This window comes from Luteimonas deserti (assembly GCF_013425765.1).
GTDB lineage: Bacteria > Pseudomonadota > Gammaproteobacteria > Xanthomonadales > Xanthomonadaceae > Luteimonas > Luteimonas deserti.
In genome coordinates this window covers 41,208-63,962 of the sequence record NZ_JACCJZ010000016.1, presented here as the reverse complement: position 1 = coordinate 63,962, position 22,755 = coordinate 41,208, and the positions used below count along the sequence as shown (strand labels likewise).

Genomic DNA, 22,755 nt, shown 5'->3' with positions numbered 1-22,755 from the left:
GGCATGAAAGAGATCAGAGACCTGAAGGATCTGGCCGTGAACGGAGCTCCGCCGGCCTTCATTGAACCGCTCCACGTCGGTCGCCCCAACATAGGAGACCGCGAAGAATTCCTGCGGCGAGTCGAGGCCATCCTTGACAATCAGTGGCTGACCAATAATGGCCCCATGGTGCAGGAATTCGAGCGGCGCATCGCTGGGTACCTCGGTGTCAAGCACTGCATCGCCATGTGTAACGGCACGATCGCGCTGGAGATCGCCATCCGGGCGCTGGGGCTGGAGGGCGAGGTCATCGTGCCGTCCTGGACCTTCGTGGCCACCGCGCACGCGCTTTACTGGCAGGGAATCACCCCGATATTCGCCGACATCGACCCGGCCACCCACAACCTTGATCCCGCCGCAGTCCGCCGGATGATCACCCCGCGCACCAGCGGGATCATCGGCGTGCACCTGTGGGGACGGGCGGCCCCGGTGGACGAACTGCAAGCCATTGCCGACGAGCATGGACTCAAGCTGATGTTCGACGCGGCCCATGCGTTTGGCAGCACCTACAGGAGGCGGAGCATCGGCAGCTTTGGCGCGTGCGAGGTCTTCAGTTTCCATGCCACCAAAGCCTTCAACACGATGGAAGGTGGCGCCGTCACGACCAACGACGACGAATTGGCGGAAGCCATGCGGCTGATGCGCAACTTCGGCTTCAAGGGGTATGACAACGTCATCCACCCGGGCACCAACGGGAAGATGATCGAGGTCTGTGCTGCAATGGGGCTGGCCAACCTGGACGCGCTGGACGCCGTGCTCGACGCCAACCATCGCAATCATCAGGAATACCGCCGCGCGCTCGCCGAGATCCCCGGCATAACCTTGCTCGAGTATGACCCTGCAGAGCGCAACAGCCACCACTACGTGGTGCTGGAGATTGATGAGGCGTTCCCAGTCGGCCGCGACCTGATCATCGCCGCCCTGCACGCGGAGAACATTCTTGCCCGCAAATACTTCTGGCCCGGCTGCCACGGGATGCAGCCCTACCGCGGCCTGTTCCCGCATGCGGGACTGCTGCTCCCCAACACCATCGCGGCGGCGGAGCGGGTTATCGTCCTGCCTGCCGGGGCGGCGGTGAGCGCCGCGGAAGTGCAGGCGGCTTGCGACGTGGTGCGAGTTCTCGCCCTGCCGCCATGAGGTGCCTAGTAACCGCCATCGGCTCTATGTCAGCGGAGGCCGTCATCGTGGCGGTCAGCCGGCATCCGGGCGCGACAGTCGTAGGCTGTAACATTCACCCACCTGAATGGAGCGCCGCGGCGCGGCTCGTCGACCGGTTCCATCAGGTGCCCTCGGCAAGGGACACGCCTGCGTACATCTCCCGGCTGCTTGAAATCTGCGCCAGCGAGCAAATCAGCCACATCATCGCGCTGACCGATCCCGAGGTGGATGCATTGTCGGGGGAGAGGCGACGCTTCGAAGACCAGAACGTAAGGCTATGCATTCCCTCCACACCCGCGATACGGCTCGCCCGGGACAAGCTGGCCCTCTACCGGTGTTTCTCCGGTCACCCGCGCATCCATCCGATTCCGACTGCCGAGCTTGGGTGGGAACTGCCGCCTGGATTCCCGTACCCTCTGCTTGCCAAGCCCCGGCACGGTAGGAGCAGAGAGGGGCATATCGTCATCCCCGACGCATCCGCCCTCGCTTTCTGGCGTTCGCGCCTGGGGCGGGACGCTTACGTACTCCAGCCTCTGCTGCAGGGCGAGGTGTTCGTCTCCGACGTGGTGCGCGAGCTGGACGACAGTCTGTCGATCGCCATGACCCGAAGGGAGCTGCTGCGCACTCCTAACGGAGCCGGCATGACCGTGAAAATGGAACCCGGCCATGAGTGTGATGCGCTCGCCCGAGAGGCGGCGGGGACCATCGGCCTCCACGGATGCGTCAACCTCGAGTTCCTCGTCGTCGATGGTGCCCCGCTGTTGATGGACGTGAACCCGCGCTTCTCAGCGGGCGTTGCATTCAGCCTGATGGCAGGTTACGACATGGTCGCCAATCACCTGCGCTGTTTCGGCGCCGGGGGAACGATAGACCCGGTCATCCGTGCGCCGGACGCTGTTTACGTCCGCGGAATGGTCGAGTACCCATCAGGAACAAGTCATGCAACTCCGTAACCTAGGTCCGTCATCCAGCAGCGACGGTTGGGATCGTAAGTGGGCAGACATTTTCGACCACTACCAGAACGACCTGAGACACGCGTATTACATCCACGCAATGCTCGAACGCGACGAGCGCCATGTCCTGGAGATTGCTGCCGGCAGCTTCCGCGACATGGCCGAACTGCGCAGACGCGGAATTGATTGCGAGGGAATGGATTTCTCGAAGGAAGCCGTGACAAGAGCCAAGCAACACTTCCCCGATTTCTCTTCGGCCATCCACCATGCAAGCGCTTTTGCCCTGCCGTTCGCCGATAATGCTTTCGACGGCAGTTACCACAATGGGTTCTGGGTGCTTTTTTCTGACGCCCAGATCAAAGAGCTCGCATCGGAGCAGGCGCGCGTCTCGCGGGCCCGCATGATCGCCACGGTTCACAACGCGCACAACAAACAGTTCGTGGACTACTTCGAGCGGAAAAAAGCCAGCGACCCCCTGTATGACATCCGATTCTTCGAGATGGAGCAAATGGTGGAACTGATGCGGGCTGCCTGCAGCGAAGTCGCGATCATCCCCGTCGGCAAGGGCAAGCAGCACCACGAAGACATTCTCATCAAGAACGGCGTGACGGATCCAGCAGTACTACGGACTTGCCTGCGCGAAAGCGGGTTGGCGCACCTTGAAACCAGCGAACGCTTGCTGTGCATTGGCACCGTCAAGAGCTAGCATCACGCCTGTGGCCTCGCTGACCGACCGAGCCATCCACGCCACTTGGTGGAGCGCCTTGGAGATATCCGGGCGCTACGGTATCCAGTTCGTGGTCGCGATCGCACTGGCGCGACTTCTCGACCCGGCCGATTTCGGCCTGATGGCGATGTTGCTGGTCTTCGTCACTCTGGCTGCCCTGCTGGTCGAAGGGGGGCTCGGCTCTGCCCTTGTGCAGAAACAACACCCGACGCGGGATGACGAGACTACGGTGTTCCTGGCCAGCTTGGGCGTGAGCGTACTGCTGGTAGCGGTGCTGTGGCTCGTCGCCCCAGCCATAGCACGCTTCTATTCACGGCCTCAATTAGTTGGCCTGATGCACCTGCTGGTGCTGGTACTTCCACTCGGCGCCATGGCTGCAGTACCCAATGCACTGTTGTCGCTGAGGCTGGACTTCCGCCCTCGTGCAGGCGCGGAGCTGGTCGCTTCGCTCGTTTCAGGTTCGGTGGCGTTGTGGCTCGCGTGGCGGGGATTTGGAGTGTGGAGTCTGGTATGGCAGGCGGTGATTGGAGCCTGCATGCGCACGGCGATGTTATGGCCCCTGTCCCGCTGGCGCCCCTCAGGGCGCTTCGACCCCGTGGCGTTCCGTCGCCTGTTTCGGTTCGGCGGATTCCTGCTTTTAGCCAACACACTCAACACAGTATCGGTCCGCCTGCAATCGCTATTGATCGGCCGTGTGTTCGATGCCCGGGCCCTCGGCTTCTACGCTATGGCGCAGGAGACGCAGCAAGCCCCGGCGCAGTTCATGAGCAGCCTGCTCAACCGGGTAGGACTACCGGTGTTCTCCACCATCGCAGACCAGCCCGACAAGCTGCGCGGCGGCCTCCGCCTGTCGCTGCGGGTCGCCATCTTCGTCTTCGTACCCGCCATGACTGGAATCGCCGTTTGCGCCCATCCTCTCGTCACAACCTTGTATGGCGAAAGATGGACGCCGGCGGCCCCGCTGCTGAGCGTGCTAGCGATGGCATCGATGTTCTGGCCCATGCACGTACTGAATCTGGCAGCCCTCGGGGCGCGTGGCAGGTCGGACTTGGTCTTCAGGCTGGAGGTGGTTAAATGCGCGATCTCTGTTCCGCTGGTTGTGGCAGCCAGTTTCCACAGCGTGCAGGCCGTGGCGTGGGCAGTACTGCTATCGAACGTCGCCTGCCTCGTTGCCAATACCTATTACTCACGAAGATTGCTCGGGTACGGACTCCTGGCACAGTTGTCCGATCAGAAGGCTACCTTCCTGCTCACTTTGCTCTCCAGCGCATCCGCCCTGCTTGCCATGCAACTGCCGGCACACCCGGCACTCGCGCTGGCAGGCGCTATTGCGACGGGAATTCTCACGTTCGCGACCTTCGCCATCCTCATGAACGTTGCGGCATGGCGCGACCTGGTGGCGCTGCTGAGGAAACTTAGGCCTGACAGGAAAAGCGACGCGGGAAGAGCTTCGGTATGAGCCTCCCTGCCGTGACCGTCTGTGTGGTGACCTACAATCAGCGCAACTTTATCGAGACCTGCCTACGCAGCATTCTGGATCAGAAAGCAGGCGCCAAACTTTCCGTGTTGGTCGGCGATGATGGTTCGACTGACGGCACCAGCGAGATTATTGAAGCCCTGGCAGCGCAGTACGGCAAGCGTCTACGCCATTTCCGCCGCGAACCTAATATGGGCGCCAAGCAGAACATGTGTGACCTGCTTCTTCGCGCCGAAGGAGAATTCATTGCACGGGTCGACGGCGACGATTACTGGCTTCCTGGCAAGCTCGGCCGACAGCTCGACTACTTGGCGAAGCACCCGGCATGCAGCGCGGTATACGCCAATGCCGTCACGGTCGACGAAGCTGGGACCCGCTTGGGGCTGTTCAACGATCTTGGCGACGTGCGCATTACACTACCTGCACTATTGCGACGCGGCAATGCGCTGAACAATAGCTCAGTTCTGTTCCGCGCAACCAACTTGCCACTTTGGGCGAACAACGCGGACCAACTGGATTACGAGGTTCACCTGTCACAAGCCCTAAGGGGATGGCTCGGCCACATCGGCGAACCCCTGGCTGCGTACCGCGTCGCTACCCGTGGCTCGATGGTGGCTTCGTCTAACGAACGGGTACGCGAGCTCTACTGGCAAGCGATCCAGAGCGTGCCGCGCAATGCGGTAAGCGATGACGACTATGCGCGCGGTCTCGCCGACTTCTTACGCCGGGTATTCTTCCGCTCCCTGGCAACACGCGATCCGGGGCTGCTGCGCACGTGGGCGGCACGAGTCTACGCTGCGTCTCCGTACGGTGCGGCATGGACCACCGTTCTGGTCGCCGCGAACATCCTGCGCATTTGCGGCAAAATGCTGGCTGCGCGTGTATCCCTCTCTGGCCAAGAAAAGAACGTCCTATACCGTCACTGAGAGATGCGCGAATGGCATTGCAGCTCACCAAGGTCCTTCCCTATGCCATCTCCGGTTGGATTCCCGGCGGACGGCGCCATTGCGTTCTATGCGGCCGCCGGGTCTGGCGCTTCATGCCCTACCGAAACGGCTCCCGCAGCGTTGCTCCGCTGATGCACGCACTCGAAGTCGTCGGCAGCGACGTGGACAACTTCGAATGCCCGCGCTGCGGTGCACATGATCGTGAACGCCATTTACTGTTGTACCTGCGCGCCAGTGGAATGCTGAAGTGGATGAAGGACAGGTCCATTCTGCACTTCGCCCCCGAAAAGCGCCTGCCGCGCTGGATCCAGGCCGCCGGACCGGCTGATTACACGGCCTGTGACCTCTGTCCGCTGTCGCCGCATGTTCGCCGAGTGGACATGCTGGATATGGACATCGCATCTGCTTCGGTCGACATGGTCATCGCCAACCACGTACTTGAGCATGTCGACGATGTGGATCGGGCCTCGAGCGAGATATTCCGCGTCCTTAAACCAGGTGGCTATTCGATCCTGCAGACGCCCTACAGCGCGAAGCTCCAACACACCTGGTCCGACGAAGGCATCGACACTCCGCAGGCGCGGCTCCAGGCGTATGGCCAGGAAGACCATGTCCGGCTGTTCGGGCGGGACGTTTTCGAGCGTATCGAAGCCGCCGGCTTCGAATCACGCGTCCGCCAGCATGACGACCTGCTGGGCGACACGGACCCGTCTCTTGCAGGCGTCAATCGGGCCGAACCGTTTTTCCTGTACCGCAAGCCGGCCTGAGCATCAACGGACCTCGGGAACGCCGTGTCGCCAGATCAACGAGAGCTTGCGCGGCAACCACTTGAAGGCACTCCACCACTCGCGAGGCGTTGTACAGGTGGCGCTCTGCACGCGCCGCCGGAGCGCGCTCCAACGATCTAACGAACCCAGCACGGTGTGCGGCACCGGACGATACACCTCGCGCCACAACCGCGCGTCCCGCCGTAGCAGCGAGATCAGCGCGCCTTCGGCGCAGAGTAGGGACAGGTGCAGTATCAGCAGAGGCCAGGCCGGCCAACCGGGCGTACAGATCAACAACGCCAAGGTCTTATTGCGTTCACTCAGTGCCCGGCGCCTGTACGTGCTGCGCAAGCCACCGTCGACCCGGTTTCCGCCGAAGCTCGCCCCCTGTCTATGGCGGTAGCGGCTGCCATCGATGCAGCGCACTGGCACCTCACGCAAACGCGCCAGCCCACACAGGAACAGGTCTTCTCCGATCGACTCCATCCATTCGGGAAAGCCGTCAAGCTCCAGCCAGAGTCGGCGCTCTACCCAAAGGCATGCCCCGATCACGTAGCCGACATCCTGGCGCGCCGGATCAAGATTGGGAACAGGATTGTAGAACGGGTCCAACAGACACCCGCGGTCCACCAGGGCACCGCTGTCCCAGTCGTACTGCGGAAGCGAAAGGATGCAGGGCCCGGCAATCCTCCGCTGCTCTGCAAGCAAGGCTGACAACGCGCATGGTGCCAGCGCCGCATCGTTATTGAGCAGCAGGACGTAGTCGCCGATGGCGGCATCCACCATTCGGTTGTTGGAGGCACAGAAGCCGACATTGCTGGGGGAGGCGATCACCCTCGCCTGGGGATATCGGGTCTGAAGCAGGTCAAGCGAGGCGTCGCTGGACGCATCGTCGTGGACAATGATTTCCACGCGCGCTAAGACGTCCTGGTCGAGGACTGAATCGATGCAGTCCGATAGCAGTTTCTCCCCGTTGTAATTCGCAATGCAGACCGAGATCAGTGGGCTCGTTTCACCCATACACGCCTCGATACCAATGCCATGCAGCGGACAATCCGTCATCAAGACTCACGCGCGGCTCCCAGCCGAACCGTCGCCTGGCCAAGCTGTTGTCAGGTACCACGCGTTTCATGTCGACCGACCGCTCAGGTAGAAACTCCTTGCGAATCATCTGGCCGGTGGCGCGCTCGACGTGTGACAACATCTTGAGCAAAGAGGTCCCGGTTCCACTGGACGCATTTATCAGTTCTGTCCTGCCGGCACCCGGACTCGCACGCAACACGTCGCAGCACAGGTTGACGAGGTCGTCAACATAGAGATAGTCCCGGACGCTTTCTCCATCGCCCCATATCTGCAGCGGGCTGTTGGATCGAATGCACTCGAACGCGGCAGGAACCACACCAAAGCCGGGGCGGGGATGTTGACCGGGGCCGTAGACGTTCGATGGTCGCAATATGGTGGCGGACCCCCCGTATTGCGTGGACCAGGCCTGAATGAAGTGCTCGGCAGCCGCCTTGCCCGCGCCGTGATAGGAGCGTGGCCGGAGGGGCGTCGTTTCCTCCACGAGGCCGAGTCGCTCCTCATACAAAGCGCCGCCCGAAGACAAGTACAGCAGGCTTTTTGATGGAAACTCCTGCAGTGCTTCAATCAGTGCCAATGTCGACCGAAGGTTGCCATCCAACTGTGGATGGGCGGCGCTGCTTGAAGGGGTGGTCAGCGATGCGGCGTGCACGATGGCGTTGCATCTTCCGAGCCACGGAGCGAAGTGCTCCCATTCGCTGAAAGGCGAAACGATGTTCTCGACTCCAGCCCGGACGAACGGTGTTGGCTGCCGGGTGGCGGCCAGCACCCGAAAACCGCTGGATGCCAATGAATCACACAAGGCCCGGCCAATGAAGCCGCCTGCACCCAGCACGAAGATCTGGTCAGTCACGTGGCGGCAGCTCCAGGAGTTCGCGATAAAGCGCAAGATACCGCGCTGCGCAATCGTTCCATGTGCCGATGGTGCTACGTGCCCAGTTACGTGCCGCCTCGCCAATAACAGTGTTGGAGTCTGCATTCTCCAGCCTGAGGAGGCCGTCGCGGAAATGCCCTGGACTGTTGCAGAGCCAAGCGGTCTCGTCGTGCCGCAGAAAGCTGGCATGCGCGTCGATGTCTGACGCAATGATCGGCAAGCCCGCCGCCATGGCTTCCAGCATCACCTGCGGGCGACCCTCTGCGTGGCGGCTGAGAGTGATTAGGCCGGTCGCACTGGGAAACCAGTGCTCGCACAGCTGTGCCGGCGTCGCAGGACCGTGGTAGTGGACCCATTCGGGAATATCAACGGCTTCCTGCATCGGCCCAATGAGGTCGAGATGCCTCCGGTCATCCTCGAAGTACGGCGCAGCCCAGGCGAAGAGATCGCCCAGCTTTCCGCTCGTCAGACGCGTGACTGCCAGCCAGCGGTGCGGGGTCTGCAACGGTGCGCGGGTCAAGTCGTACCAAATGGCGTCAATGCCGAAGGGCACTTCACGGATATCGATATCCCCGCCGAGCGCACCGCGCAGCGGGGTCACCATCCAGCCTGCATTAGGGCATACGATCGCCGGGCGGCGTTTCAACAGGCGCCTGACTGCCCAACGTATGGGCGCATAACGGAGAAGTGCGAGATCGCTGCCAAGCGCGGTCACCACGAGTGGCTTGCGATCATCGGGAAGCGCCAGCGCGTTCTGTAGCCAGTTCACATGGCGGAGGTCGATATCCGCGTTCCCGAGGTAGCTCCGTCTCAATCGTCGCAGCAGTCCGGCCGCGACCAGGCCGGCGTAGAGGGGGCGGGTGCGCAGCAGATGCGCAATTCCCCCTTCGCGCATCAATCTTGACAGCCAGTTGGCATCGTCGCTTTGAAGCACGTGTTCTACGCCCGGCCCGGTGTCACCCGGCGGGGCCCAGATGCGGAGCTGTATCGCGGCCTGGCGGCCCAGTGCATTGGCCAACTCCCGCATGAAAACAGCCCGCCAATCATCGGCATCAGACGGAAAAGAGCTGGCCACCATCAGTACGTCCAGCGGATCCGGCGCAGCCTCAGACATCATGATAGTTCGCTATTCCGTGTGATGCAGCCGTCTGACTCCACTACGTGGCGCAGTATTCGGCGCGCAGTAGCGTTATCCGCTGAAGCCGTGGCAGATACTAGCGACGTTCCGGTGGCTCTTGGGAGGACCGGGGTCGAGCGGGCAGTGTTGCGCAGTTGTCGTATCCGCGCTCGATTTTCAAGAGGTCCTCTGCATAGGTTCCGTGCTGATTTGCAAGGCGTACCGTCGCGACCAGCCGTTCCCATTCGTCTTCATACTGGGGCAGGCATACGATCATCCGCGCGAGATTCGCCTTGAACTGCGCATCGGTCGGTGCGAGCGCGATAGCCTCACGCATCATCGCGATACCGAGGTCAGGATCCTGCAGCACGGTATAGGCGAAGGTCGCGTACATCGAATGCAAGCGGGCGGAATCGGGATTGCGTTCGAGTGCGACGATGAATGTCTCGAACAGCGCCTGCGCGTCAAGTGGGCATTGTTCCAGCTGCCGGCAGTTGGCCAGTTGCCACAGTGCACCTTCGGACTCGGCGGTCAGCACATGCTCGGCAAACTTCCGCTGCAGGCGTGGCCAGATGTCATCGGCAAGTGGAGTGCCGTCGCGGGCATGCATGATGATCAGTGCCTGCTCGGGCAACGGTGAGCGCGCGCCGAGCCGCGCGGCATGCAGGAATTCCTGCTTGGCGAGGCTCCAGCTGGGGGAGTTGATGTCATCGCGGCTCTGCTCGAACAGGCCGCGGCCCAGGGCGTAGGACGCGCGGGGCGAGTCGATGTTGCGGCTGGCCAGAGCGGTTGCCAGACGCATGGGTTCGGCCCAGGTCTTCACTTGGAGCGTGGTCAGCACGATCGTGGCGAACACGACCACCACCACGATGGTGATACGGGCATCAAGATGCACGCGTCGCATTACGCGCGCGCCGGCATCGGCCACGATCAGCAGCACGCCCATGAGCGCCAGATAGTTGCGGTGCTCGAACGCGATCTCCAGAGGGACGACATTGCTGGTCAGCAGATGCCCCACGAAGAACCATGCGACGCCTAGCGACGCCAGCGGGTAGCGTGTCCTGTAGACCAGGGCGAGGGCGGCGAGGGCGACGAGGATGGTCCACGCGGCCAGCGTCCAGGCGGGTGCCAGCAGTCCCCGAGAGAGCGGGAAGTTGTCGTAGTAAAACACCAGCCGATCGGGTATCGGCAGCAGGATCTGACTAAGGTAATGCACCAGCACGGGGCCCTGTGTGAGCAGGCGCTGCTGGAGATCGAATTCACGGAACGCGTAGCGTCCGGGCGCAGCGAAATGAGGTACCACCACGAACGCGAACGCCAGGCAGCCTGTGATCGCCGCGGCAGTGAACAGCAGTTTGAGCCAGCGCGACATTCGTGCCGGTCCGGCGAACCGCAGCACGCAGACTTCGATCGCCGCGATGAAGATGGGGGCCAGGATTGCCGATTCCTTAAACCCCAGTCCGACCAGTGTGGCCAGCGTGGCGCCGGTGAACCAGGTCCAGCTTCGCTGCCCGCTGATCTGTCGCCGTCGGCCCTGCAGGTACGCCAGGCAAGCCAGCAGGATGCCGGTCGTGGCGCCGATCTCCATGCGCTGCACGATGTACAGCACTGTGGATACCTGAAGCGGATGGATCGACCAGACGGCTGCAACGGCAGCCGCAAACAGCGCGTCGCGGGTAACTGTCGCGCCCTTGCGGTCAGGGATGAGCTCCACCAGCGTGCGCACCAGCAGAAAGACGAGCACCGTGTTGAGCGCGTGCAAGGCCACGTTCGTCAGCTTGAGTGCCGCCGGATCGGGGCCCGCACGCAGGTGGTCCAGCGCGAACGACAGCAGTGCAAGTGGTCGGCCGCCAAGGCCTGAAAACCCGTTTCCGGTGGCTTCGCGCACGCCGCCCAACGTCAACGACGTCAGGCGCCAGTGCGGGTCGTTGACGAGATTTGGGTAATCGTCGAACACGAACCCGCCGCTCAGTCCCTGCACGAAGACTGCGAACGCCAGTAGGAGCAAGAATGTGGCCGCGCCCCACACCAGGGCACGGCCTGACACGGTCAACCCAGATCGCGGCATCGCAGAGCGTCAGTCAGCGACAGGAACTGGGGCGATAGCGCGGATCCACGCTTCCTTCGCAGTCCCAGTAGACGGTGGAATCGGACGTGCGCGGTACCAGTACCAGATCGGCGTTGCGGATCTTCGCACTAGTTGCCGTGCGGTTGTACGCCACAGTGATGCGACCGTCGTTCCCGACAGACGTGGAGGACACATATCGTCCCGTAATCGACTGCGCGGCGGCCAGTTCCATTGCTGCGTGACTGTCGGGCCACTCGCCGTTGTGGGCGTGATATTCGGTGACGGCGATCTTGGCGCCACCGGCGACTACAAGGCCTTCCGCGACCTGGCTGCGGGCCACATAGTCCTGGTAGGCCGGGAGCGCGATGGCGGACAGAATGGCGATGATCGCGACCACGATCATCAGTTCAATCAATGTGAATCCCTTCGAACGCATGATCAGTCCCCCTGTAATGGCCGCATCGCGGGTCCCGCGAGGCAATGGCCGGACCTTGGAACGAACGAGGGCCGCACATGGCGGCCCTCGTTCACGAAACTACTGCTGATTAACGGCAGGAGCTCGGGCGGTACTTGTTGTCGATCGAACCGGCGCAGGCCCAGGCCACGCTGCCGCCGCGGTCGCTCGGGGTCAGCGTCAGATCGTTATTGCGGATCTTGGTGCTGGTCGCACTCTGGTTGTATGCAACCGTGATGACGCCGTTGGCGCCGACGGTGGTGCTGGACACGTACTTGCCGCTGATCGAGTTGGCGGTTGCGAGCCCGGCGGCCGTGTTGTTCGCCGGCCACGCCGCAAAGTTCGCGTAGTACTCGGCAATCGCGGTCTTCGCTCCGGCCGACAGGCTCATGCCTTCCGACACCTGCGAGCGAGCCACGTAGTCCTGGTAGGCCGGCAGCGCGATGGCGGCCAGGATGGCGATGATCGCAACGACGATCATCAGTTCGATCAGAGTGAAGCCCTTCTGCAGCATTTTCATGATGTATCCCCTAGGAGTGGAGTGTCACGTGCCTGTGGCCGGCTGGTTGCCGATCCTTGGGCAGCCGTGCGCATGCACGTGCCATCTGGTAGCAGCATGTTGCATGCCAACTGTTTTGACTCGGTAAATCTGCTTCAGGTCCCATTTTGGTCTTCGGATTGGCGAAGGTGGTGACGCATAACGTCACTCCGGGCATGGGCTGTGACCAACGGCGTCAGTCGGTGCTTCACCGGGAGCTGCCAAACGCTGGTGGAGTCCTGCCTGCTGCGCTGTCGAATGTGCGACGCGCGTCGCGCATGTCCACAACTCGCGGGCGTCCTGTTCGCGCCCCAGCGCCTTCAGCAGATCACCTGCACGAATCAGGTAGTCGGCCTGGCCAGGGCGCAGGTCGACTGCTCGCAGTTCGGCCACCAGCGCGTCTTCCACACGCCCCGTAGCCTCCAGCGCCAGGCTGAAATTGTGCCAGGCCTCGTGCCGGTCCGGCCGTTGCCCGATCGCGCGCTCCAGATGGGCGGCGGCGTCGGTCCAGCGCGTATCGCGAACTGCAAGGTAGCCCTGCACTTCGTCGATTCCGGCTGCTTCGGGGTGGGTAGCGGCCATCTGGTCGAGCAGGGCGCGCGCCTTGGCCTCCTGACCGGATTTGATGTAGCCCCACATCAATCGCTGGGTATCGCTGGGAAAGGGAGGAATGAGCAGCCGTGCCTGGACGAGGGTCCATGCACCCAGCACTAGAGGCAGGCCGCAGGCTGCGGCAAAGACGGACCATCGCCGGGCCGACGCAAGCCGCCAGGCCGCATCGAGCCAGATGCCGGTACCGAGGACGAATGGCCCGATCACATTGAAGCGGAACCGGTCTTCCGCAAAGAACACTGCCAGGGTCAGTGCGCCCATGGCCAATGGTGCCAGCACGATGAGGCTGCGGCGATCGCGGACCGCCAGCAGGGCGAGGCCCGGAATGCCCAGGGCGAACAACCAGCCGAACGGCAGTGGCAGGACGGCGAGCAGGGGCGAGACGATGCGCTCGTCGACGTAGTTCCGCGTGTTCGGTACTTCCGGATAGGCGCTGGCCTCCCGCAGCTTGCGAATGCCATTGCCGATCGATCGACCCGGGTGCGCCCGCAGGTACGCCATGGCCTCGGCCCTCCAATAGGCGTCGACCGCCTGGGGTGCGAGCGGGCGTTCGAGGCGCCGCTCGGCTTCCCTGCGGTAGCCGTCCCAGATCTCGCTGGGCGCGGTGTACCTCCCGACGAATTCCGGCACGCCGGCCCGGCCTTCTGGATTCCCGGCGTTGTAGATCTGGTGAAGCACGATGCCGCCGTTGTTGGGCATGGGCGACCATTTGTCGGAAATCGTGACGTTCCGAGCGACCAGCAGCAGAACGGGGATCAGGACGCCCGCAAGGATGCCCCCGCCCAAACGCGCCAGCTCGGGCGCGCGCGCGCCATCGCGCCATCGCAGCCATCCGATGCAAAACACGGCCAGCGGAACCATCAGCAGGAGATTGGCCCGCAGGGCGATGCCCAGCCCGCAGAACACGCCGAACATGATCGCGCTGCGTCCGCGTTGCCCGGCCGTCAGGCGCAGTGCGCCATACATCCACCAGATGACGAATGCCGCGACCCATGTCGCCTTGAGCAGCGCCATGCTGTAGGCGATCGCGGTGCCCGTCAGGCCGTAAACCACCAGTGCGAGCAGCCCGGCACGCGGGCGCCCGAGCAGGCACCCTAGACGGTAGAGCCCGAAGGCGGAGAGGCAGTCAACGCCGATCTGCAACAGATAGAGAGGGAAGGCTCCCATACCCAGCTTCAGGCTGGCGCCGAGCAGATAGCCGTACAGCGGGTCCATGAACGCGAATTCCGCGGTCAGCCCGCCGCTGCCTTGGGCGACGTCCTGCGCGAAGCGCCAATAGAAATCCTCGTCTGCACCCATCTGCCAGGTCAGTGGACCAGCCAGTGCATAGCGCATATGGATCAGGCGCAGCACCAGAACGAAGGCGAGAGCAATCCCCAGAGTACGGCGCTGGACAAACGGTGTGTGCATGTTGAACCCCTCGCCGAACGGCGGAGCGAGGGTCGCGGTCTGGGGATGCGCTGTCAAACGTTGCAGCCAGCGCGCATGCTCAATCGATCCCGAGCTTCTTCAGCTTGTACCGAAGCGCCCGGAAGGTGATGCCCAGCGCGGCCGCGGTCTTGGTCTTGTTGTAGCGGTTTTCCTGCAGGGACTGCTGGATCGCGGCGCGCTCGATGTCCTCGATGAAGGAAGGCAGGGCAGTGCCCGCCGTCTCGAACGGGCTGACGGTGCGCGGGTCGCGCGGCGGGGGCGTGCCGGCGGGCAGGGCGGGGTGCGTGCCGGTGATGACCGGAGACATGGTGCGCGGTGCGCCGGGGGCGGCGGGCAGGTGCAGGTCGTCGGCGGTGATGCTGTCGCCGTCGGCCATGGCCAGCGCGCGTTCCAGCACGTTCTCCAGTTCGCGAACATTGCCGGGGAACGGATAGGCCTCGAGCGCGGCGACGGCGTGGTCGTCGAGCATCGGCGGTGCACGGTGCATGGCCTGTGCCAGACGCTGGAGGATGGCGTTGGACAGCAGCGGCAGGTCGCCGGCGCGCTCGCGCAGGGGCGGCACGTTCAGGCCGATCACGTTGATTCGGTAGTACAGGTCGTGGCGGAAGCGGCCTTCGCTGACCAGCACGCCGAGGTCCTTGTGGGTGGCCGAGAGGATGCGCACGTCCACCTGCACCTCGCCGGGGGCGCCGACGGGCCGAATGGATTTCTCCTGGATCGCACGCAACAGCTTGACCTGCATCGGCAGCGGCAGTTCGGCCACTTCGTCGAGGAACAGCGTCCCGCCGTCGGCGGCCTGGAAGAGGCCGGGCTTGTCGCTGTGCGCGCCGGTGAAGCTGCCCTTCTTGTGGCCGAAGAACTCGCTCTCCATCAGTTCGGTGGGAATGGCGCCGCAGTTCACCGGAACGAACGGGCCCGCGGCGCGTGCGCCCTGGGCGTGGATGGTGCGCGCCACCAGTTCCTTGCCGGTGCCCGATTCGCCGTTGATGAACACCGGCGCCTGGCTGCGGGCGACCTTGGCGATGGTGTTGCGCAGCGTGACCATGGCATCCGACGCGCCGAGCAGGCGGCTGCTGTGTTCTTCGCTGGTGCGACGTGCGCGCTCGCCCAGCTCCAGGGCCTGGCGCACCAGGCCGCGCAGCACATGGATGTCGACCGGCTTGTTGACGAAGTCGAATGCGCCGGCCTTCAGCGCCTCGACCGCCGCCTCGACGTTGCCGTAGGCGGTGATCACCGCGACCGGCATGCCGGGAAAGCGGGTGCTGATCTCGCCCACGAGCTCGAGGCCGGAGCCGTCGGGCAGGCGCATGTCGGTGAGGCAGAGATCGTAGGTGGCCGTGCCGAGCATCTCGCGCGCGGCGGCGAGGTTGGGCGCGGTATCGGTGCGCAGCCCCATTCGCCCGAGGGTGAGGACCAGCAGTTCACGGATGTCGTGTTCGTCGTCGACGATCAGGGCGCTGCGGGTTTCACTCATCGAGGCGGTCAAACAGCGGTTTGGATGTGACGCATGGTGACAGCTTTTGACCCGGCTGACGAGGCGGGGGTCCCCGGAAAACGGCGCCACACCGCGGCGCCCGGCTATTCACGCCGCAGGACGGGGTCGAGCCCACCGGTCCGACGGCAGGGCTGCAAAGGCAGCGTGTGTCTCGCAGGGGCGAGCCGCGAGTGAGTATGACGGTCGGCAAAGTGCGCTCATGAGCACGAGCACGACGCGGCGCTGGAGACATGTGCATGCGGCAGGCGCGCCACCGGCGGCTCCGGCCCATTGTACGACCGCCGCCGTCCCGGGAGGCCCGTATCTCCGTTCGCGTGGCATCGGTCGGCCCATCGGTGAGGCCGTCGCGGTTGTGGCACCTGCACATCGAGCATCAGGGCCCCGGGCCTGGCGTGGGCCGGGCGGCGGCATCGAGGTGGGGGCGCCCGTCATGCGGCGCAGGGGTGGGCGTGAAATGACGACCCGCGGTGCAGCCGCAACGCCGGCACGGCGCCTCATCGTGACGAGGCATGACAGACCGGCTTCGTGTCTCCCGCGCAGACCGCACCGTGTTCGTTTCCGGAGGCTCTGGGGCGGCTGTGCCCCTCCGGCGTGGCGCAACGCGGTGCCGGTTCCGGGCCTCGTCCGCCGTCGCCCGGCAGCGGACGCCGGTCCGCTGCAAGGTGACTTTCCCCGGCACGGTGGAGGCGCGATAGCAGGGCACGCCCGCGCCCAGGCACGGTGACCGCACGCCAAGACGTCGGGAGGCGCAGCGCGGGAAGCGGAAGGCCGGGCGAGGGTGTCCCGCTGCCCGAGACCGCTCGGGCAAGGGCCAGGCAGGCGGCGGCTGCGGGGTCAGTCGCGCAACAGCGATTGACGCGCCGCCATCGTCACCCGGAAACAGGCCCCGCCGCCGGGCACGGCGACGTAGGCCAGCTGGGCCTCGTTGGCCCGGCACAGCTCGTGGGCGATGTAGAGGCCGAGGCCGGTGCCGCTTTCGGAGGTGGTGAAGAACGGCCGGAACAGCTGCGCGGCGACGGCCTCCGGAATGCCCGGGCCCCGGTCCAGCACGCTCAGCGCGGGATGGTCGCCCTGCTGGTCGATGCGGAGCGTGATCCGCGCCGGCTCGCCCGGCATGCGCCCGTAGCGCACCGCGTTGTTGACCAGGGCGGTCAGCACCTGGTGCAGGTGACGCGGATCGAAGATGGCGCCCAGCGCGGCATGCTCGCAGCTCACCTGGAGTTCCGCATTCTCGTCCGTGACGATCATCCGGTAGTCCTGGAGGAAGGCGCGGGCCGCGCCGCCCAGCTCGACATGCTCCGGCCGCGCGCGCTCGCGGCGCGCCAGACCCAGGACGCTCTCGACGATCCCATTGGTACGCACGCACTGCTGGTGGATGATCTGCAGCAGGCGGCGATCCGCATCGTGGATCTCGTCCGACTCCTCGAGCAGCTGGGTGGCGTAGCTGATGGCCGCCAGCGGATTGCGGATCTCGTGGGCGAGCCCGGCGGAGAACCGGCCCATGGTGGCCAGCGTCAGCGACTCCGCGCGACGCGAGACCAGCGAGGTGTCGTCGAGGAACACCAGGGTGTTGTCGCGCGAGTCCGAGTTGGCCAGAAGGCGCACGAAGCGCGGCATGACGTCGGCGTGTTCGCGCAGGGTGAGCGGCGCATCGTCGCTGCGCCCGGTGCGCAGCCATTCGGCCAGGCGCATGGCCAGCGGCGGCGCGAGCTGGGACAGCGTGCGCCCGTGCAGCCGGTCGTCGGCAGGCGGATCGCCATCGCCCAGCAGCAACATGGCCGCCTCGTTGGCCAGGCGGACCTCTCCGGTGCCATCGACCAGCAGCACGCCGGTCTGCATGCGCCGGATGATCAGGTCGTTGATCTCGGCCAGATTCGCGGCTTCGGCGCCGCGGCGGTCCGCCAGCGCCTGGCTCTCGCGCGCCTGGCGGGCGAGCTGGTGGGTCAGCGATGCGGCCGCGAAGAAGCCCAGGGCGAACATCAGCGTTTCCGCCAGCGGCCGGTCGAAGCCGTTCCCGAGGACGCTCGCGATGCGTTCGACCAGCAGCGACAGCGCGGCGGCGGCGGCGATCAGCAAGCTGATGCGCAGCGGGACGAACAGCGATGCGGCGCCGATGTTGAACAGCAGCAGCATCGCCACGCCCGGCGCGACCTCCGGGATCGCATGGGTCACCAGGGCGGCGACGGCGATGTCCACGCCCACCCCGACCAGGGCATGCGCGGGGTGGTCGATCCGTGGCCGGCGGGCATGGAACAGCAGGCCCACCGACGCCACCAAATACCCCGCAGCCACCGAGATCGCCAGCGGGGCATCCACCACCTCGCCCAGCAGGGCGCCCCAGGGACTGAACACCAGCAGGGCGAGCAGGGCGGCCTCGAGCAGGCGGTAGAGCGAGAACAGCGACAGCTCGCGCTGCATCAGCCACGGCGACATCGTGGGAACGGCGAGCAGGCGCACAGACGCTCCAGCGGTGCGGACGGTGCCCAGTATAGGCCGGCGCCGGACCGGCGGTTTTGCCCGGGGGCGCCGCATGCGCGAGAATGGCGGGCCCGGTCGGCCTCCGGCGCTTCGCGCGCCCGCATGCGGCCGGCACTACTCCTCACCGATGGACCCCACATGAACTTCCACGAATACCAGGCGAAGCAGTTGTTTGCCGATTACGGCATCCCCGTGCCGGCCGGGCGCGTCGCGTCCACCGCCGACGAAGCAGTCGAGGCCGCCAAGGCGCTCGGCGATGGCCCCTGGATGGTCAAGGCCCAGATCCATGCGGGCGGCCGCGGCAAGGCCGGCGGCGTGAAGTTCTGCAAGACCACCGACGACGTGAAGACGGCCGCGGCCGCCATGCTCGGCACGAAGATGGCGACCTACCAGTCGGCGGGCGTCGCCCTGCCGGTGAATCTGGTGCTGGTCACCGAAGCCGGCGAGATCGACAAGGAACTGTACCTGTCGGTGCTGGTCGACCGCGGCACCCAGTCGATCACCTATATCGTCTCCAGCGAGGGCGGCGTGGACATCGAGCAGGTGGCCGCCGAGACGCCGGAGAAGATCGAGACGCTCAACGTCGGCTTCGTCGAAGGCTTCCAGCCCTACCAGGGCCGTGACATCGGCTTCAAGATCGGTCTGACCGCCAAGCAGGCCAACCAGCTCGCCAAGATCATGGGTGGCCTCTACACCCTGTTCAACGAGAAGGACCTGGCGCTGGTCGAACTCAACCCGCTGGCCATCCTCGACAACGGCGATCTGTACGCCCTCGACGGCAAGGTCAACAACGACGACAACGCGACCTTCCGCCACAAGGATCTGGCCGCGATGCGCGACACCTCGCAGGAAGACGAGGCCGAAGTGCGCGCCAGCGAGTACGACCTGAACTACGTGACCATGGACGGCAACATCGGCTGCATGGTCAACGGCGCGGGCCTGGCCATGGCGACGATGGACGTGATCGCGCTCAACGGCGGCTCGCCGGCGAACTTCCTCGACGTGGGCGGTGGCGCGACCAAGGAGCGCGTGACCGAGGCGTTCAAGCTCATCCTGTCCTCGGACAAGGTCAAGGCGATCTTCGTCAACATCTTCGGCGGCATCGTCCGCTGCGACATGATCGCCGAAGGCATCATCGCCGCGGTCAAGGAAGTGGACGTCAAGGTGCCGGTGATCGTGCGCCTGGAAGGCACGAACGTCGAAGCGGGCAAGAAGCTGCTGGCCGAGTCGGGCCTGGCCATCACCGCGGCCGACGACATCAACGACGGCGCCAAGAAGGCCGTCGCGGCCGCCGCGTAAGCCCACACATCATCTGTAGACACGCGCTTGCGCGCGGTCGCGGTCTTCGCGATGCCGCGCGCGCTTCTACGACACCACAGGATTTCCAATGAGCGTCCTCATCAACAAGAACACCAAGGTGATCGTGCAGGGCTTCACCGGCCAGCAGGGCACCTTCCACGCCACCCAGATGGTGGAATACGGCACCCAGGTCGTCGGCGGCGTCACGCCGGGCAAGGGCGGCACCACGCACATCGACCTGCCGGTGTTCAACACCGTGCGCGAAGCGGTCGAGGCCACCGGCGCCGACGCCTCGGTGATCTACGTGCCGCCGCCGTTCGCGGCCGACGCGATCCTCGAAGCGGCCGCGGCCGGCATCAAGGTCATCGTCTGCATCACCGAGGGCATTCCGGTGCTCGACATGCTGCGCGTCAAGAACGTGCTGAAGTCGCACCCGGACGTCACCCTGGTCGGTCCGAACTGCCCGGGCGTGATCACGCCGGGCGAGTGCAAGATCGGCATCATGCCGGGCCACATCCACATGCCGGGCAAGATCGGCATCGTGTCGCGCTCGGGCACGCTGACCTATGAGGCGGTCAAGCAGACCACCGCGGCCGGCCTCGGCCAGTCGACCGTCATCGGCATCGGCGGCGACCCGATCAACGGCCTGAACTTCGTCGACTGCCTGAAGCTGTTCAACGAAGACCCGCAGACGCTGGGCATCATCATGGTCGGCGAAATCGGCGGCGACGCCGAGGAAGCGGGCGCCGAGTACATCAAGGCGCACGTCAAGAAGCCGGTCGTGGGCTTCATCGCTGGTGCGTCGGCCCCTCCGGGCAAGCGCATGGGCCATGCCGGTGCGATCGCCTCGGGCGGTTCGGGCACGGCCGAAGGCAAGTTCAAGGCGATGGAAGCGGCCGGCGTGAAGACCGTCCGTTCGCCGGGTGACCTGGGTGAGGCGATCGCCGCGCTGGTCAAGTAAGTCGCGCCGCACGGCGCGTACGGAAAGGCCGCCTCCGGGCGGCCTTTTTCATGGGCGGCCGCCGTCGCCCGCGTGCCTGCCGCGCCGTCGCCGACATGCGGTGGCCTGCCGGGGCGCCGCTATGATGGTCGTCCCGCCCGCGTGCCGCCCGACATGACCGACCCTCTGCGCATCGCCTTGGCCCAGTTCGATTTCCCGGTCGGGGACGTGGGCCGCAACGCAGAACGCATCGCCGCGATGATCGCCGAGGCGCGCGATGAATTCGCCGCGCACGTGGTCGTGTTCCCGGAGCTGGCGATCAGCGGCTATCCGCCGGAAGACCTGCTGATGCGGCCGACCTTTCTGATCGACTGCGAAGCGGCGCTGATGCAGATCGCCAAGGACGTGCGCGGGATCGTGGCGGTGGTCGGCTGGCCGGAATCGGCGGGCAGCATTCTCTACAACTCGGCGAGCGTGCTGCGCGACGGCAAGGTGGAGCGCACCTACCGCAAGCGGGAACTGCCGAACTACAACGTCTTCGACGAGCGGCGCTACTTCCATGTGGACCCCGACGGCGGCCCCTGCGTGTTCGAGGTCAACAGCATCGGCGTGGGCCTGGTGATCTGCGAGGACCTGTGGTTCCCCGAGCCTCTCGACGAGACCGCGCGGGCCGGCGCGGAGGTGGTGGTGGTACCGAACGCGTCGCCGTACGAGCGTGGCAAGCACCGCCAGCGCGATGCACTGCTGGCCGAACGCACGCGCGACAGTGGCGTGGCCCTGGCCTACGTGAATGTCGTCGGCGGACAGGACGCGCTGGTCTTCGACGGCGCCTCGGTGGTGGCGGACGCCGACGGCACCGTGCATCCGGCGGCGGTCGCATTCGACGACCAGTGGCTGGTGGTGGACTACGAACCCGCGCGGCGGGGATTCGCTCCGGTCGTGTGGGTGGACGACGGCGACGAGAGCATGGACGCGCTGGCCTGGCGCGCGGTCGTCCGCGGGCTGCGCGACTACTGCGGCAAGAACGGCTTCACCACGGCGTGGCTCGGCCTGTCGGGCGGCATCGATTCCTCCATCGTGCTGGCGATGGCGGTGGATGCCCTCGGCGCGGACCAGGTCACCGCCGTGCGCATGCCCTCCCGCTACACGGCCGGGCTCAGCAACGACCTCGCCGCCGAGCAGTGCGCTGCGCTCGGCGTGCGCCTGCTGACCATCCCGATCGAAACCCCGTTCCAGGGATTTCTCGACACGCTGTCCGACGCCTTCGAGGGCAAGGACGTGGACGTCACCGAGGAGAACCTGCAGTCGCGCACCCGGGGCGCGATCATGATGGCGCTGTCGAACAAGCACGGCGGCCTGCTGCTGACCACCGGCAACAAGAGCGAATACGCGGTGGGATACGCGACGATCTACGGCGACATGTGCGGCGGTTATGCACCGATCAAGGACCTCTACAAGACCGAGGTCTTCGGGCTCGCCAAGTGGCGCAACACGGTGGGCGGCGCGCCGGTCATCCCCCCGGCCGTGATCGACAGGCCGCCGTCGGCCGAACTGCGGGCGGACCAGCTCGACCAGGACTCGCTTCCGCCCTACGACGTGCTCGACGCCATCCTGCGCCGGTTCGTGGACCTCGAGGAGTCCCGCGACGAGATCGTCGCGGCCGGCTTCGATGCCGTGCTGGTGGACCGCATGTTGCGCCTGGTGCGCGTCAGCGAATGGAAGCGGCACCAGGCCGCCCCGGGTCCGAAGATCTCCCGGCGCGCGTTCGGCCGTGAGCGGCGCTATCCGATCAGCAACCGTTATCTGGGCTGAGCATGCTGAGCCTGATCCAGCGGGTGAGCCGGGCCGAGGTGCGTGTGGAGGGTGAGGTGGTCGGGCGCACCGGGGCCGGGCTGCTGGCGCTGGTCGGCATCGAGCCGGCCGACGGCGAATCCGAGGTCGAACGCATGGCGGCACGCCTGCTGTCCTATCGTGTGTTTCCGGATGCGGCCGGCCGGATGAACCGCTCGCTGGTCGAGACCGGCGGGGGGCTGCTCCTGGTCAGCCAGTTCACCCTGGCCGCGGATACCCGGTCCGGCAACCGGCCGGGCTTCAGCACGGCAGCGGCACCGGCAGAAGCTGAACATCTCTTTGCGAGACTGGCCGATGTCTGCCGGGCGCGTCATCCAGGGGTGGAAACCGGCCGCTTCGGTGCCCATATGGAGGTCAGCCTGGTCAACGACGGCCCGGTGACTTTCCTGCTGCGGGCGTGATCCCGGCCCTGCAGGTGGTACAATTACGGGTTCACTTTTACAACGGTGC

General features: G+C 65.3%; 19 protein-coding genes. 10 read left to right on the top strand and 9 right to left on the bottom strand.

Annotated elements, in window-relative coordinates:
* Window positions 1–3 precede the first annotated feature (3 nt).
* Genes H0E82_RS08630 through H0E82_RS08605 form a run of 6 tightly spaced genes read left to right on the top strand, consistent with a single transcriptional unit; the run spans window position 4 to window position 6,068 of the window.
* Entirely contained in the window at window positions 4–1,176 is a 1,173-nt protein-coding gene (locus H0E82_RS08630) for a DegT/DnrJ/EryC1/StrS family aminotransferase (protein WP_180545056.1), read from the top strand.
* Window positions 1,173–2,150, top strand: a complete 978-nt coding sequence (locus tag H0E82_RS08625) for an ATP-grasp domain-containing protein (protein ID WP_328796990.1) — start codon at window positions 1,173–1,175, stop codon at window positions 2,148–2,150. Before H0E82_RS08630 ends, H0E82_RS08625 begins: the two co-directional genes overlap by 4 nt.
* Window positions 2,137–2,856, top strand: coding sequence for a class I SAM-dependent methyltransferase (locus tag H0E82_RS08620; RefSeq protein ID WP_180545054.1), 720 nt, complete (start codon window positions 2,137–2,139; stop codon window positions 2,854–2,856). Before H0E82_RS08625 ends, H0E82_RS08620 begins: the two co-directional genes overlap by 14 nt.
* Before the next feature lie 10 nt (window positions 2,857–2,866).
* Window positions 2,867–4,336: a lipopolysaccharide biosynthesis protein gene (locus tag H0E82_RS08615; protein WP_180545053.1), complete on the top strand. Its 1,470-nt coding sequence runs from the start codon at window positions 2,867–2,869 to the stop codon at window positions 4,334–4,336.
* Window positions 4,333–5,280, top strand: coding sequence for a glycosyltransferase (locus H0E82_RS08610; protein WP_180545052.1), 948 nt, complete (start codon window positions 4,333–4,335; stop codon window positions 5,278–5,280). The genes H0E82_RS08615 and H0E82_RS08610 overlap by 4 nt, the downstream gene beginning before the upstream one ends.
* An 11-nt stretch (window positions 5,281–5,291) precedes the next feature.
* Entirely contained in the window at window positions 5,292–6,068 is a 777-nt protein-coding gene (locus H0E82_RS08605) for a class I SAM-dependent methyltransferase (protein WP_180545051.1), read from the top strand.
* 3 nt (window positions 6,069–6,071) lie between these two features.
* On the opposite strand, the gene H0E82_RS08600 is transcribed toward H0E82_RS08605, so the two are convergent.
* From H0E82_RS08600 to H0E82_RS08560, 9 genes are all read right to left on the bottom strand, one after another.
* The gene (locus H0E82_RS08600) at window positions 6,072–7,130 is read right to left on the bottom strand and encodes a glycosyltransferase family 2 protein (RefSeq protein ID WP_235974244.1); all 1,059 of its coding nucleotides are present in this window, start codon (window positions 7,128–7,130) and stop codon (window positions 6,072–6,074) included.
* Window positions 7,081–8,001 carry an NAD-dependent epimerase/dehydratase family protein gene (locus tag H0E82_RS08595; RefSeq protein ID WP_180545050.1) on the bottom strand — a complete coding sequence of 307 codons (921 nt, stop codon included), beginning with the start codon at window positions 7,999–8,001 and terminating at the stop codon, window positions 7,081–7,083. The genes H0E82_RS08600 and H0E82_RS08595 overlap by 50 nt, the downstream gene beginning before the upstream one ends.
* Window positions 7,994–9,136 carry a glycosyltransferase family 4 protein gene (locus H0E82_RS08590; RefSeq protein WP_235974243.1) on the bottom strand — a complete coding sequence of 381 codons (1,143 nt, stop codon included), beginning with the start codon at window positions 9,134–9,136 and terminating at the stop codon, window positions 7,994–7,996. The genes H0E82_RS08595 and H0E82_RS08590 overlap by 8 nt, the downstream gene beginning before the upstream one ends.
* Window positions 9,137–9,236: 100 nt before the next feature.
* The gene (locus tag H0E82_RS08585) at window positions 9,237–11,186 is read right to left on the bottom strand and encodes a tetratricopeptide repeat protein (protein WP_180545048.1); all 1,950 of its coding nucleotides are present in this window, start codon (window positions 11,184–11,186) and stop codon (window positions 9,237–9,239) included.
* Between the two features lie 34 nt (window positions 11,187–11,220).
* Window positions 11,221–11,643: a pilin gene (locus H0E82_RS08580; protein ID WP_219338477.1), complete on the bottom strand. Its 423-nt coding sequence runs from the start codon at window positions 11,641–11,643 to the stop codon at window positions 11,221–11,223.
* Window positions 11,644–11,752: 109 nt separating this feature from the next.
* Window positions 11,753–12,175, bottom strand: a complete 423-nt coding sequence (locus H0E82_RS08575) for a pilin (RefSeq protein ID WP_425600334.1) — start codon at window positions 12,173–12,175, stop codon at window positions 11,753–11,755.
* A 189-nt stretch (window positions 12,176–12,364) separates the two neighbouring features.
* A complete protein-coding gene (locus tag H0E82_RS08570; protein ID WP_180545046.1) occupies window positions 12,365–14,221 on the bottom strand; it encodes a glycosyltransferase family 39 protein in 1,857 nt (618 codons plus the stop codon).
* A gap of 79 nt (window positions 14,222–14,300) precedes the next feature.
* A complete protein-coding gene (locus H0E82_RS08565; RefSeq protein ID WP_180545045.1) occupies window positions 14,301–15,716 on the bottom strand; it encodes a sigma-54-dependent transcriptional regulator in 1,416 nt (471 codons plus the stop codon).
* An 855-nt stretch (window positions 15,717–16,571) separates the two neighbouring features.
* Complete coding sequence (locus tag H0E82_RS08560) at window positions 16,572–18,170, bottom strand: sensor histidine kinase (protein WP_180545172.1); 1,599 nt, start codon at window positions 18,168–18,170, stop codon at window positions 16,572–16,574.
* A 183-nt stretch (window positions 18,171–18,353) separates the two neighbouring features.
* Here H0E82_RS08560 and sucC point away from each other — a divergent pair, with 183 nt between their 5' ends.
* The 4 genes from sucC (at window position 18,354) to dtd (ending at window position 22,706) form a co-directional block, all read left to right on the top strand.
* A complete protein-coding gene (sucC, locus tag H0E82_RS08555; protein WP_180545044.1) occupies window positions 18,354–19,514 on the top strand; it encodes an ADP-forming succinate--CoA ligase subunit beta in 1,161 nt (386 codons plus the stop codon).
* Between the two features lie 88 nt (window positions 19,515–19,602).
* Window positions 19,603–20,475, top strand: coding sequence for a succinate--CoA ligase subunit alpha (gene sucD / locus H0E82_RS08550; protein ID WP_180545043.1), 873 nt, complete (start codon window positions 19,603–19,605; stop codon window positions 20,473–20,475).
* A 153-nt stretch (window positions 20,476–20,628) separates the two neighbouring features.
* Window positions 20,629–22,266, top strand: a complete 1,638-nt coding sequence (locus H0E82_RS08545; RefSeq protein ID WP_180545042.1) for an NAD+ synthase — start codon at window positions 20,629–20,631, stop codon at window positions 22,264–22,266.
* Window positions 22,267–22,268: 2 nt separating this feature from the next.
* A complete protein-coding gene (dtd, locus tag H0E82_RS08540; RefSeq protein ID WP_180545041.1) occupies window positions 22,269–22,706 on the top strand; it encodes a D-aminoacyl-tRNA deacylase in 438 nt (145 codons plus the stop codon).
* Window positions 22,707–22,755: the final 49 nt, after the last annotated feature.